12 protein-coding genes and 1 pseudogene are annotated in these 13,627 nt (G+C 42.6%); 10 read left to right on the forward strand and 3 right to left on the reverse strand.

The annotated features are described in order from the left end of the window. The 10 genes and pseudogenes from EII37_RS08810 to tig form a co-directional block, all read left to right on the forward strand. Positions 1-563: pseudogene (locus EII37_RS08810) on the forward strand (N-acetylmuramoyl-L-alanine amidase family protein); the annotation flags it as partial. A 17-nt stretch (positions 564-580) separates the two neighbouring features. Next, on the forward strand, positions 581-1,600 hold the full coding sequence (gene cbpC, locus EII37_RS08815) for a choline-binding protein CbpC (RefSeq protein ID WP_124788316.1): 1,020 nt from the start codon (positions 581-583) through the stop codon (positions 1,598-1,600). A gap of 228 nt (positions 1,601-1,828) precedes the next feature. Next, positions 1,829-2,707: a mevalonate kinase gene (gene mvk / locus EII37_RS08825; protein WP_124788317.1), complete on the forward strand. Its 879-nt coding sequence runs from the start codon at positions 1,829-1,831 to the stop codon at positions 2,705-2,707. Next, complete coding sequence (gene mvaD, locus EII37_RS08830; RefSeq protein ID WP_124788318.1) at positions 2,689-3,642, forward strand: diphosphomevalonate decarboxylase; 954 nt, start codon at positions 2,689-2,691, stop codon at positions 3,640-3,642. The genes mvk and mvaD overlap by 19 nt, the downstream gene beginning before the upstream one ends. Next, positions 3,629-4,636 (forward strand): phosphomevalonate kinase, encoded by a 1,008-nt coding sequence (locus EII37_RS08835; RefSeq protein WP_124788319.1) that lies wholly within the window; start codon positions 3,629-3,631, stop codon positions 4,634-4,636. The genes mvaD and EII37_RS08835 overlap by 14 nt, the downstream gene beginning before the upstream one ends. Further along, complete coding sequence (gene fni, locus EII37_RS08840) at positions 4,620-5,630, forward strand: type 2 isopentenyl-diphosphate Delta-isomerase (protein WP_124788320.1); 1,011 nt, start codon at positions 4,620-4,622, stop codon at positions 5,628-5,630. The genes EII37_RS08835 and fni overlap by 17 nt, the downstream gene beginning before the upstream one ends. Before the next feature lie 75 nt (positions 5,631-5,705). Beyond that, the gene (gene liaF, locus EII37_RS08845; RefSeq protein ID WP_124788321.1) at positions 5,706-6,404 is read left to right on the forward strand and encodes a cell wall-active antibiotics response protein LiaF; all 699 of its coding nucleotides are present in this window, start codon (positions 5,706-5,708) and stop codon (positions 6,402-6,404) included. Further along, positions 6,401-7,396, forward strand: a complete 996-nt coding sequence (locus EII37_RS08850) for a sensor histidine kinase (RefSeq protein WP_124788322.1) — start codon at positions 6,401-6,403, stop codon at positions 7,394-7,396. The genes liaF and EII37_RS08850 overlap by 4 nt, the downstream gene beginning before the upstream one ends. A 13-nt stretch (positions 7,397-7,409) precedes the next feature. Then, positions 7,410-8,042 carry a response regulator transcription factor gene (locus tag EII37_RS08855; RefSeq protein WP_124788323.1) on the forward strand — a complete coding sequence of 211 codons (633 nt, stop codon included), beginning with the start codon at positions 7,410-7,412 and terminating at the stop codon, positions 8,040-8,042. Positions 8,043-8,203: 161 nt separating this feature from the next. Further along, entirely contained in the window at positions 8,204-9,487 is a 1,284-nt protein-coding gene (tig, locus tag EII37_RS08860) for a trigger factor (protein ID WP_124788324.1), read from the forward strand. A gap of 147 nt (positions 9,488-9,634) precedes the next feature. Here the strand turns inward: tig and EII37_RS08870 are convergent, their stop codons facing one another. From EII37_RS08870 to rnhC, 3 genes are all read right to left on the reverse strand, one after another. Then, complete coding sequence (locus tag EII37_RS08870) at positions 9,635-12,001, reverse strand: ATP-dependent RecD-like DNA helicase (RefSeq protein WP_124788325.1); 2,367 nt, start codon at positions 11,999-12,001, stop codon at positions 9,635-9,637. Positions 12,002-12,119: 118 nt separating this feature from the next. Next, positions 12,120-12,734: a signal peptidase I gene (gene lepB / locus EII37_RS08875; RefSeq protein WP_084864825.1), complete on the reverse strand. Its 615-nt coding sequence runs from the start codon at positions 12,732-12,734 to the stop codon at positions 12,120-12,122. Between the two features lie 11 nt (positions 12,735-12,745). Further along, positions 12,746-13,618, reverse strand: a complete 873-nt coding sequence (gene rnhC, locus EII37_RS08880; protein WP_124788326.1) for a ribonuclease HIII — start codon at positions 13,616-13,618, stop codon at positions 12,746-12,748. Positions 13,619-13,627: the final 9 nt, after the last annotated feature.

The following is a 13,627-nucleotide window of genomic DNA, read 5'->3' on the forward strand; positions in this document are numbered from 1 at the left end:
GTTTTTACACGAACTATTACTTTAATCAAGATCATTCTTTAAAGACAGGTTGGCTTTATGACCAGTCTAACTGGTATTATCTAGCTAAAACAGAAATTAATGGAGAAGACTATATTGGTGGTGAAATACGTACAGGTTGGATAAATGATGGTTCAGCTTGGTACTATCTAGATCCAACAACTGGTATCATGCAAACTGGTTGGAAACAACTTGGCAATAAATGGTACTATCTCCGTTCATCAGGAGCTATGGCAATTGGTTGGTATCAAGATGGTTCAACTTGGTATTATTTAGATAATAAAAATGGTGATATGAAGACAGGTTGGGTATATGTTGGTAACAAGTGGTACTATCTCCGTTCATCAGGAGCTATGACAACTGGTTGGGTGAAAGATGGTTCAACTTGGTACTATCTAAATGCAAGTAATGGAGATATGAAGACAGGTTGGACAAGAGTAAATGGAAACTGGTATTATCTCAATTCAAATGGAGCAATGGTTACAGGTAGCCAAACTATCGATGGTAAAGTCTATAACTTTGCTTCATCTGGTGAGTGGATTTAATCTTGGAGGACATACAAATGAAGCTTTTGAAAAAAATGATGCAAGTCGCACTAGCAACATTTTTCTTTGGTTTGCTAGCTACAAATACTGTATTTGCGGATACCACAGGTGGCCAATTTGTTGATAAGGATAATAGAAAATATTATGTAAAAGATGATCATAAAGCAATCTATTGGCATAAAATAGACGGTAAAACTTACTATTTTGGTGATAGAGGAGAGATGGTTGTCGGTTGGCAATACGTAGAAATTCATGGAACAGGTTATCGTGATAATTTATTTAATAATCGTCCAGTCGTAGAAATTGGCCTTCAGGAGAAGTGGTACTATTTTGGACAAGATGGTGCTTTGCTAGAACAAACAGATAAACAAGTACTAGAGGCAAAAACGTCTGAAAATACAGGAAAAGTATACGGTGAACAATATGCTCCATCTGCTGAAAAGAGAACTTATTATTTTGATAATAATTATGCTGTAAAGACAGGCTGGACTTATGAAGACGGCAATTGGTATTATTTAAATAAGCTAGGAATTTCTGGCGATGATTCTTACAATCCACTACCAATTGGTGAAGTTGCTAAGGGTTGGACTCAAGATTTCCATGTTACTTTTGGCATTGATAGAAGCAAACCTGCTCCGTGGTATTACCTAGACCCAGAAACTGGCATTATGCAAACTGGTTGGAAACAACTTGGCAATAAGTGGTACTACCTCCGTTCATCAGGAGCAATGGCGACTGGTTGGTATCAAGAAGGTTCGACTTGGTATTATTTAGATGAGTCAAATGGCGATATGAAAACTGGTTGGCAAAACCTTGGTAACAAGTGGTACTATCTCCGTTCATCAGGAGCAATGGCAACTGGTTGGTATAAAGATGGTTCAACTTGGTACTATCTAAATGCAGGTAATGGAGATATGAAGACAGGCTGGTTCCAGGTCAATGGCAAATGGTACTATGCTTATAGCTCAGGTGCTTTAGCAGTGAATACCACTGTAGATGGCTATTCTGTCAACTATAATGGCGAATGGATCCAATAATGAAAGAGGCGATTGTGAAGGAAACAATCGCTTTTTTTGTGAAAATATAATAAAATAGATAGGAGAGAATAAATACTTGTAGGAAAAAATAATACTCTTCGAAAATCAAATTCAAACCACGTCAGCGTCGCCTTACCGTACTCAAGTACAGCCTGCGGCTAGCTTCCTAGTTTGCTTTTTGATTTTCATTGAGTATGAGACGGCTTTTTCGTCTAGCAAAAGGAAAAAATGACAAAAAAAGTTGGTGTTGGTCAGGCACATAGTAAGATTATTTTAATAGGGGAGCATGCGGTCGTTTACGGTTATCCTGCCATTTCTCTGCCTCTTTTGGAGGTGGAGGTGACTTGTAAGGTAGTTCCTGCAGAGAGTCCTTGGCGCCTCTATGAGGAAGATACCTTGTCCATGGCAGTTTATGCTTCGCTGGAGTATTTAGATATCACAGAAGCCTGCATTCGCTGTGAGATTGACTCGGCTATCCCTGAAAAACGGGGAATGGGTTCGTCAGCTGCTATCAGCATAGCGGCCATTCGTGCGGTATTTGACTACTATCAGGTAAATCTGCCTCATGATATATTAGAAATCTTGGTCAATCGGGCGGAGATGATTGCCCATATGAATCCAAGTGGTTTGGATGCCAAGACCTGTCTCAGTGACCAGCCTATTCGATTTATTAAGAATGTAGGATTTACAGAGCTTGAGATGGATTTATCTGCCTATTTGGTGATTGCTGATACGGGCGTTTATGGTCATACTCGTGAAGCTATTCAAGTGGTTCAAAGCAAGGGGAAGGATGCCCTGCCGTTTTTGCATGCCTTGGGAGAATTGACCCAGCAGGCAGAAGAAGCGATTTCACGAAAAGATGCTGAAGGACTGGGACAAATCCTTAGTCAAGCGCATTTACATTTAAAAGAAATTGGGGTTAGTAGTCCTGAGTCAGATCATCTGGTAGAAACGGCTCTTAGCCATGGTGCTCTGGGTGCCAAGATGAGCGGTGGTGGGCTAGGAGGCTGTATCATAGCCTTGGCAACCAATTTGACTCAAGCTCAAGAACTAGCAGAAAGATTAGAAGAGAAAGGAGCTGTTCAGACATGGATAGAGAGCCTGTAACAGTATGTTCTTACGCAAATATTGCTATTATCAAATATTGGGGAAAGAAAAAAGAAAAAGAGATGGTGCCTGCTACTAGCAGTATCTCTCTGACTTTGGAAAATATGTACACGGAGACGACTTTGTCATCTCTACCGACGGATGCGACAGCTGATGCCTTTTATATCAATGGTCAGCTACAAAATGAGGCTGAGCATGCCAAGATGAGTAAGATTATTGACCGCTACCGTCCAGATGGTGATGGCTTTGTTCGTATTGACACTCAAAACAATATGCCTACCGCAGCGGGCTTATCATCAAGTTCCAGTGGTTTGTCTGCTTTGGTCAAGGCTTGTAATGCTTATTTCAAGCTTGGATTGGATAGAAGTCAGTTAGCGCAGGAAGCGAAGTTTGCCTCAGGCTCTTCTTCTCGGAGTTTTTATGGACCATTAGGTGCCTGGGATAAGGATAGTGGGGAAATTCACCCTGTAGAGACAGACTTGAAGCTAGCTATGATTATGTTGGTGCTAGAAGACAAGAAAAAACCAATTTCTAGTCGCGATGGAATGAAGCTCTGTGTTGAAACCTCGACGACCTTTGATGACTGGGTGCGTCAATCTGAGAAGGATTATCAGGATATGCTGGTTTACCTCAAAGAAAATGATTTTGCCAAGGTTGGGGAATTAACGGAGAAAAATGCCCTGGCTATGCACGCTACGACAAAAACAGCATCACCAGCCTTTTCTTATCTGACGGATGCAAGCTATGAAGCCATGGACTTTGTTCGTCAGCTTCGTGAGCAAGGGGAAACCTGCTACTTTACTATGGATGCTGGTCCCAATGTCAAGGTCCTCTGTCAGGAGAAAGACTTGGAGCATTTATCAGAAATCTTCGGTCAGCGTTATCGCTTGATTGTGTCAAAAACAAAGGATTTGAGTCAAGATGATTGCTATTAAAACTTGCGGAAAACTCTATTGGGCAGGTGAATATGCTATTTTAGAGCCTGGGCAGTTGGCTTTGATAAAGGCCATTCCCATCTATATGAGGGGCGAGATTGCTTTTTCTGATAGTTATCGTATCTATTCGGATATGTTTGATTTCGCAGTGGATTTGACGCCAAATCCTGACTATAGCTTGATTCAAGAAACGATTGCTTTAGTGGAAGATTTCCTCGCTGATCGTGGACAGACCTTGCGACCTTTTTCTTTGGAAATCCGTGGAAAAATGGAACGAGAAGGGAAAAAGTTTGGTCTAGGTTCTAGCGGTAGCGTCGTTGTTTTGGTCATCAAGGCTTTGCTGGCTCTGTATAATCTTTCGGTTGATCAGGCTCTCTTGTTCAAGCTGGCCAGTGCGGTCTTGCTCAAGCGCGGAGACAATGGTTCTATGGGGGACCTTGCCTGTATTGTGGCAGAAGATTTGGTTCTCTACCAGTCATTTGATCGCCAGCAGGTAGCAACTTGGTTGAAAGAAGAAAATTTGGCGACTGTTTTAGAGCGTGATTGGGGCTTTTCAATTTCGCAAGTGGAACCAACTTTAGAATGTGATTTCCTAGTGGGATGGACCAAGGAAGTGGCTGTATCGAGTCACATGGTCCAGCAAATCAAGCAAAATATCAATCAGAATTTTTTAAGCTCCTCAAAAGAAACGGTGGCTGCTTTAGTAGAAGCCTTGGAGCAGGGGAAATCAGAAAAAATTATCGAGCAAGTAGAAGTGGCCAGCAAGCTCTTAGAAGGCTTGAGCACAGATATTTACACGCCTTCGCTTAGACAGTTGAAAGAAGCCAGTCAAGATTTGCAAGCTGTTGCCAAGAGTAGCGGTGCTGGTGGTGGTGATTGTGGTATTGCCTTGAGTTTTGATGAGCAATCAACTAAAAACCTAAAAAACCGTTGGGCCGATCTGGGGATTGAGCTCTTATACCAAGAAAGGATAGGACATGACGACAAATCGTAAGGATGAGCACATCCGCTATGCCCTTGAGCAGAAAAGTTCCTATAATAGCTTTGATGATGTGGAGTTGATTCATTCTTCCTTGCCTCTTTACGACCTGGATGAAGTCGATCTGTCGACAGAGTTTGCTGGTCGAAAGTGGGATTTTCCTTTTTATATCAATGCCATGACGGGTGGAAGCGATAAGGGAAGAGAAATCAATCAAAAGCTGGCTCAGGTGGCGGAAGCCTGTGGTATTTTATTTGTAACGGGTTCTTATAGCGCAGCCCTCAAAGATCCAGCAGATGACTCTTTTTCTGTCAAGTCTGATCATCCAAATCTCCTTCTTGGAACCAATATTGGATTGGACAAGCCTGTCGAGTTAGGCCTTCAGACTGTAGAAGAGATGAATCCTGTTCTCTTGCAAGTGCATGTCAATGTTATGCAGGAATTGCTCATGCCTGAGGGAGAAAGGAAGTTCAGAAGCTGGCAATCGCATCTGGCAGACTATAGCAAGCAAATCCCCGTTCCGATTGTCCTCAAGGAAGTGGGCTTTGGAATGGATGTGAAGACCATCGAGAGAGCCTATGGATTGGGTGTTCGAACTGTTGACCTATCAGGTCGTGGCGGTACCAGCTTTGCCTATATCGAAAACCGTCGCAGTGGTCAACGTGACTACCTAAATCAATGGGGCCAGTCTACCATGCAAGCCCTTCTCAATACCCAAGACTGGAAAGACAAGGTCCAACTCTTGGTTAGTGGAGGCGTTCGCAATCCACTGGATATGATTAAGTGCTTGGTCTTTGGTGCTAAGGCTGTAGGACTGTCTCGAACAGTTCTGGAATTGGTTGAAACCTATTCAGTTGAAGAAGTGATTGGCATTATCCAAGGCTGGAAAGAAGATCTACGCTTGATCATGTGTGCCCTTAATTGTGCCACCATAGCAGATTTGCAAAAAGTAGACTATCTTCTTTATGGAAAATTAAAAGAAGCAAATGATCAGATGAAAAAGGCGTAACCACCGCCTTTTTTCCATCCTCAGACTGAGGTGACTTTTTTGAATTGTGATAAAATAGAAGGGAGAGGATGCACTATGAGAAAATTTAAAATCTTTTTATTTATTGAAGCTTGTCTTTTGACAGGAGCTCTGATTTTGATGGTATCAGAGCATTTTTCGCGTTTTCTGCTGATTTTATTCCTCTTTTTACTTTTGATTCGCTATTACACTGGTAAAGAGGGCAATAATCTTCTTTTAGTAGTGGCAACCATTCTCTTCTTTTTTATCGTCATGCTCAATCCTTTTGTGATTCTAGCTATTTTTGTTGCGGTCATCTATAGCCTCTTTCTTCTTTATCCGATGATGAACCAGGAAAAAGAGCAGACCAATTTGGTTTTTGAAGAGGTGGTAACGGTTAAGAAGGAGAAAAATCGTTGGTTTGGAAATCTCCATCATTTTTCAAGCTACCAGACTTGCCAGTTTGATGATATCAATCTCTTTCGTCTCATGGGCAAGGATACAATTCATCTAGAGAGGGTCATTCTAACCAATCATGACAATGTCATTATTCTCAGAAAGATGGTAGGAACGACCAAAATCATTGTACCTGTAGATGTGGAAGTCAGTCTTAGCGTTAACTGTCTCTATGGTGATTTGACTTTTTTCAACCAGCCCAAGCGAGCCCTTCGCAATGAACACTATCATCAAGAAACAAGAGACTATCTTAAGAGTAACAAGAGTGTCAAGATTCTCTTGACCACTGTGATTGGGGATGTTGAGGTGGTCAGAGGATGAAAAAACAAGCTTATGTAATCATTGCCATTACCTCCTTCCTATTTGTCTTATTTTTCTCCCACAGCTTGCTGGAAATCCTTGACTTTGACTGGTCTATTTTCTTGCATGATGTCGAAAAAACAGAAAAATTTGTCTTTTTGTTGTTGGTATTCATCATGTCCATGACCTTTCTCTTAGTCCTGTTTTGGAGAGGTGTTGAAGAGCTTTCTCTAAGAAAAATGCAGACTAATCTTAAGCGTTTGTTGGCAGGGCAAGAAGTGGTTCAGCTTGCAGATCCAGATTTGGATGCCAGTTTCAAGTCCTTGTCTGGCAAACTTAACCTTTTGACAGAGGCTCTTCAAAAGGCTGAAAATCACAGCCTTGCTCAGGAAGAGGAAATCATCGAGAAAGAACGGAAACGAATTGCTCGGGATTTGCACGATACAGTCAGTCAGGAGTTGTTTGCGGCCCACATGATTTTATCGGGTATCAGTCAGCAGGCTTTGAAATTGGATAGAGAAAAGATGCAGACCCAGTTGCAGAGTGTCACAGCTATTTTAGAAACCGCCCAGAATGATTTGCGGGTCTTGCTCTTGCATTTGAGACCAGTTGAATTGGAGCAGAAGAGTTTGGTTGAAGGGATTCAAATCCTCTTAAAAGAGCTTGAGGACAAGAGTGATCTCAAGGTTGGTTTCAAGCAAAATGTGACGAAATTGCCTAAGAAAATCGAGGAACATATCTTCCGTATCCTGCAAGAGTTAATCAGCAATACCCTTCGCCATGCCCAGGCCTCTTGTTTGGATGTTTACCTCTATCAGACAGATTTTGAATTGCAAATGAAAGTGGTGGACAATGGAATTGGTTTCCAGTTAGGGAGTTTAGATGACCTGAGTTATGGACTCCGCAATATCAAAGAGAGGGTTGAAGATATGGCAGGGACGGTTCAGTTATTGACAGCTCCCAAGCAAGGGCTGGCAGTTGATATCCGTATTCCCCTGCTCGATAAGGAATGATAAAGGAGTAAAGATGAAAATTTTATTAGTAGATGACCATGAAATGGTCCGATTGGGCTTGAAAAGCTACTTTGACCTCCAAGATGATGTAGAAGTTGTGGGCGAGGCGTCCAACGGATCTCAGGGGATTGAGTTGGCATTGGAATTGCGTCCGGATGTCATTGTCATGGATATTGTCATGCCTGAGATGAATGGGATTGATGCGACCTTGGCTATCCTCAAAGAATGGCCTGAAGCCAAGATTTTGATTGTGAGCTCTTATTTGGACAATGAAAAAATCATGCCTGTCTTAAATGCTGGTGCTAGGGGCTATATGCTCAAGACTTCTAGTGCAGACGAACTTCTCCATGCTGTCCGTAAGGTGGCTGCTGGCGAGTTGGCCATTGAGCAAGAGGTCAGCAAGAAGGTCGAATACCACCGAAATCACATAGAACTACATGAGGACTTGACTGCGCGTGAGCGAGATGTTCTCCAACTCATCGCCAAGGGCTACGAAAATCAGCGTATCGCAGACGAACTGTTTATCTCTCTCAAGACGGTCAAGACGCACGTGTCTAACATTCTTGCCAAACTTGAGGTTAGCGATCGTACCCAGGCTGCAGTCTATGCCTTTCAGCACCACTTGGTGGGGCATGAGGACTTCTAATAGTTATGTAAAAATAATGTTGGAGAAATGGCTGAGTTGAGTACCAAAGAAGCAAGCAAGTACCTCTCCCATCATTGAAAAGCGCATTCATTACTTGAAAAAAGTCGCCCAGTTATGTTATAATAGACTGTATTTAAAAAATTTTAAGGAGAAATGACAGAATGTCTGTATCATTTGAAAACAAAGAAACAAACCGTGGTGTCTTGACTTTCACTATCTCTCAAGACCAAATCAAACCAGAATTGGACCGTGTCTTCAACTCAGTGAAGAAATCTCTTAATGTTCCAGGTTTCCGTAAAGGTCACCTTCCACGCCCTATCTTCGACAAAAAATTTGGTGAAGAGTCACTTTACCAAGATGTTATGAACGCTCTTTTGCCAAACGCTTATGAAGCTGCAGTAAAAGAAGCTGGTCTTGAAGTAGTTGCACAACCAAAAATTGACGTGACTTCAATGGAAAAAGGTCAAGACTGGGTTATCACAGCTGAAGTTGTTACAAAACCTGAAGTAAAATTGGGTGACTACAAAAACCTTGAAGTATCAGTAGATGTAGAAAAAGAAGTAACAGACACTGACGTTGAAGAGCGTATCGAACGTGAACGCAACAACTTGGCTGAATTGGTTATCAAAGAAGCTGCTGCTGAAAACGGCGACACTGTTGTCATCGATTTCGTTGGTTCTATCGATGGTGTTGAATTTGATGGCGGAAAAGGTGAAAACTTCTCACTTGGACTTGGTTCAGGTCAATTCATCCCTGGTTTCGAAGACCAATTGGTAGGTCACTCAGCTGGCGAAACTGTTGATGTAGTTGTAACATTCCCAGAAGACTACCAAGCAGAAGACCTTGCAGGTAAAGAAGCTAAATTCGTAACAACTATCCACGAAGTAAAAGCTAAAGAAGTTCCAGCTCTTGACGATGAGCTTGCAAAAGACATCGACGAAGAAGTTGAAACACTTGCTGAATTGAAAGAAAAATACCGCAAGGAATTGGCTGCTGCTAAAGAAGAAGCTTACAAAGATGCAGTTGAAGGTGCAGCAATTGATAAAGCTGTAGAAAACGCTGAAATCGTAGAACTTCCAGAAGAAATGATTCACGAAGAAGTTCACCGTTCAGTAAATGAATTCCTTGGAAACTTGCAACGTCAAGGTATCAACCCTGACATGTACTTCCAAATCACTGGAACTACTCAAGAAGATCTTCACAAACAATACGAGGGAGAAGCTGAGTCACGTACTAAGACTAACCTTGTTATCGAAGCAGTTGCCAAAGCTGAAGGATTCGACGCTTCAGAAGAAGAAATCCAAAAAGAAATCGAGCAATTGGCTACAGACTACAACATGGAAGTTGCACAAGTACAAAGCTTGCTTTCAGCTGATATGTTGAAACACGACATCACAATCAAAAAAGCTGTTGAATTGATTACAAGCACAGCAACAGTTAAATAATCTTATACTCTTCGAAAATCAAATTCAAACCACGTCAGCGTCGCCTTACCGTACTCAAGTACAGCTTGCGGCTAGCTTCCTAGTTTGCTCTTTGATTGAGTATTAATAAACAAAAATCCCACCTGAATTGGTGGGTTTTCTTATGCACTATTTTCCAAAAATCTCTTTGAGGTCTGCGTCTGTAATCCCAATCATGGCGGGGATGCTGTCCCAGTTTTTTTCGGTTAAGATGTAGGATTGTTCAGAGGTACTTGATGTGACTGTTTCAGAGACCGCTTGTTGCTTTTTTTCAACATTCTCCAATAAATCACTGAAGCGTTCAATCAGATAGGTTTTTCGGGCAGTTCCGATATGCTGGGTGGCATAGTCGAAGGCCTGTAATTCGCCTAGTAAGATAAGCTTGCTTTTGGCGCGTGTAATGGCTGTATAGATGAGATTGCGCTCCAGCATACGCCTACTAGCACTGGTGATAGGTAGGATGACAACAGGAAACTCACTTCCCTGAGACTTATGGATACTCATGGCATAGGCTAGGCGAATCTTGTACCATTCGTTACGTGGGTAAGAGACTTCGTTGCCATCAAAATCAATGACAATCTCGTCTTGTTTCGACTCGGTGTATTTACCAGGAATCAGGTCTGTGATAGCTCCTAAATCCCCATTAAAGACATTGATTTCAGCATCGTTGACCAGGTGAATGACCTTGTCTCCCTTACGATAGTGACACTGGGGAGCTTCAAAACTGAGTTGGTCTTTTTGTGGTGGATTAAGGAGTTCTTGCATGAGTTGGTTGATGGCATCAATCCCTGCTGTCCCTCGGTACATGGGTGCCAGAACTTGGATATCACGGGCAGGGATACCACTTCTTAGGGCAGCGCCTAAGATTTTCTCAATCGTAGCAGGAATATGGCCACTAGCAATTTCAAAGTAGGAACGGTCTGCTTTTTTCTGGGTGAAATCAGCTGGCAAGATACCCTGTCGAATCTGACTAGCTAGGGTGACGATGGTTGATTCTTCGCTTTGCCGGTAAATTTTTTCCAAGCGAGTCTGAGGAATCAAGGGAATATGAAGCAGATCCGCTAGAACCTGTCCAGGGCTGACAGATGGTAGCTGGTCGCTGTCGCCCACGATGAGGATTTTACTGTTAGAAGAGATATTGGAGAAGAGTTGGTTGGCCAGCCAAGTATCCACCATTGAAAATTCATCCACGATGATAAAGTCAGCATCTAGATAATCTTCCAGATGACTGGTATCATCGTCACCTGTCATTCCCAAGTGGCGGTGTATGGTCGCGCTAGGCAAACCTGTCAATTCATTCATGCGCCGAGCTGCTCGGCCAGTTGGAGCAGCAAGAAGAATCGGCAGGTTGCTTTTTTTCCTGAGGTCAAGTCCTTCCAAAAGGGCATAAACAGCGATGATCCCATTGATAACAGTTGTCTTACCAGTACCAGGTCCACCTGTCAGGATAAAGACCTTGTTCTGGATAGCATCATAGATAGCCTGTTTTTGAATGTTATCATACTCAATCTCCAGATCTTCTTCGACAGTAGCGATATGTTTTTGAATGGTTTCTAAATCATGGCTCTTCTGTTTTCCTTTTTCAAGGATACGAACCAAGTGACTGCGGATGCCTTCCTCAGCGAAGAAGAGGCTGTTGTCAAAAATCTTGGTATCAATCTGCTGAACCTTGTCTTCTTCGATCAGGTAGGAGAGCTCTTGGGCAACTTGGCTGGGATCCAGTTCCACGGGACGAGAAGACTCAAGGAGAGTAAGGGTTTGTTCCAGCAAATCCCGTGCTTCAACATAGGTGTCCCCTGTTTCCATACAGGCCTGAAAAAGACTGTGAACTAGACCGGCGCGGAAACGTTCAGGAGCCTGACTTTCGATGCCTAGTTCTTCCGCTAATTGGTCAGCAATGGTAAAGCCCAAACCCTTGATATCCTCAACCAGTTGGTAGGGATAATTTTCAACCACATCAAGAGTTTCTTCCTTGTAAAAGTCTTGAATCTGAAAGGCTAATTTATTGGGAATGCCGTAGTTGGCAAGTTTGGCCAAAATCATCTCGGTTCCGTAGTTGAGGCGGAGAGTAGAGACGAATGCCTCGCGATTTTTGGCAGAGAGTCCTGAGATACCTTCTAGCTTTTCTGGGTGTTGCAGAATTTCGTCAATGGTATTTTCGCCATAGGTGTCCACTATTTTCTGAGCTGTCTTGAGACCAATTCCCTTGAAATGGCTACTTGAAAAGTACTTAACCAATCCCTTGCTAGTTGGTTTTGAGCGTTCATACCGGCTGATTTGCAGTTGCTCCCCATACTTGGAGTGCTGGACAATTTGCCCCCAAAAAGTATAGTCTTCTCCCTCAATCACGTCAGCCATAGTGCCCGTGACAATGATTTCAAAGTCATCAAAATCCTCTGCGTCCGTATCTTCGATTTCTAGGAGGAGGATGCGATAAAAATTGCTGGGATTTTCAAAAATAATCCGTTCAATGGTTCCTGAAAAATAAACTTCCATAAAATTCCTTTGTATGAATAGGTGAGAGTTGGGGGTGTTTTTATTATAGTCAATAAACAATCACTTCTCACGATAGAAGAAGAGGCTGAGATTCTTGATTCTCGGCCTCTTAGGTCTCTTAAAATGTTCCGATACGGGTGATTGGCCAGAAGCGGAATTTAGCTTCCCCTGTGATATCTTTTGCTTTAAAGGTACCTACGTGGCGGCTGTCGCTCGAAACCAAGCGGTCATCTCCGAGGAGGAGGTATTCTCCTTCTGGGACAGTAAAGCTAAAATTGGTGTTGTAGTTGACATCAACTGTGAAGGCTTGGGCTTTTTCAGCAATACTTCTAAAGAAAGTTCCTTTATTTCCTTCAAAACCCTTGCCTGAATAGGTGCTTTGGAGTTTGTCATTCTTGAAACGTTTGATGTAGTCAGCTAGATAAGGTTCGTCCGTCTCTTTGTCATTGATGTAAAGTTTATCGTTTTCGTAACGAATGGTGTCACCAGGCATTCCAATCACACGTTTGACAATGTCCTTATTGCCATCTTCCTCATGGGCAACCACGATATCAAAACGGTCAATAGGGAGATGCTTAACAACAAAGAGGATTTCGCCATCCGCTAGGGTAGGATCCATGGAATGCCCTTCTACGCGAACATTGCTCCAAAAAAAGATACGACTTAAAGCTAGTAATGACAGAATTAGGAGGAACAATCCCCACTCTTTTAGGAAATGTTTAAATGAATTCATAACTTACCTTTCTAAGCGTTTTTCGCTTTTTCAGTGTTTTTAAAGTGCAGTTTGGCGCAGAAGTTGAGTCCCTGCATACCATAGGCTTGCAAAATCTGGCTAGCCACCTTATCAGAAGCCGTTCCAGCTCCACTTGGAAGTTGATAGCCCAGTTCTCGTCCTAGATTTTCAAGATTTTCCAGAAAGAGATCACGCGCAATGATGGAAGAAACTGCGACAGCCAAGTATTTGCCCTCAGCCTTTTCTTCTAAGCTGATAGGATTGCTGAAACGATTGGTCTCTTGTGCCAAGTACTTGTCATAATTTTTAGCACTGGTAAAGGCATCAATCACAATTTTCTCAGGCTGAATGCCTTTTTGAAGAAGGAGATAGATAGCCTGGTTATGGAGGGCTACCTTAACCGAAACAGCATTGTAGCGGTCTCCGATGACTTCGTTGTACTTGCTTGGTGAGAGAAGTAGTGCCTGGTGCTGGATTTTTTCCTTGAGGATAGGGGCAATCTGACGAATCTTTTGGTCGGTCAGAGTTTTAGAATCTCCCACACCGAGTTTTCGCAAGAAGTCGTGCTGGTCAGGTGTGACAAAGGAAGCCACAACTGCAAGTCCACCAAAGTAGGAACCATTCCCTACCTCATCTGTCCCAATCAAAGGGAGATTTTGTCCGCTGGTTTCCTCTACAACTTGATAGCCAAAGAAACTAGCGTATTTCTCAGCTCCTTCACCCTGAAGCAAGACCTTTCCAGAAGTATAGATAGAAACCGTTGCTTGAGGTAGTCGCAAAAAGTAGCGAATATAGGGATTCTTGCTGGGAACCAGACTGCTTTGATAGTGTTCAAGAAAAGCCTGAATCTCCTTTTCACTTGGTGTGAGTGTTATACTTGCCATAGTTTCTAT

It is taken from the genome of Streptococcus sp. OH4692_COT-348 (assembly GCF_003859975.1).
In the GTDB taxonomy this organism is placed as follows: domain Bacteria; phylum Bacillota; class Bacilli; order Lactobacillales; family Streptococcaceae; genus Streptococcus.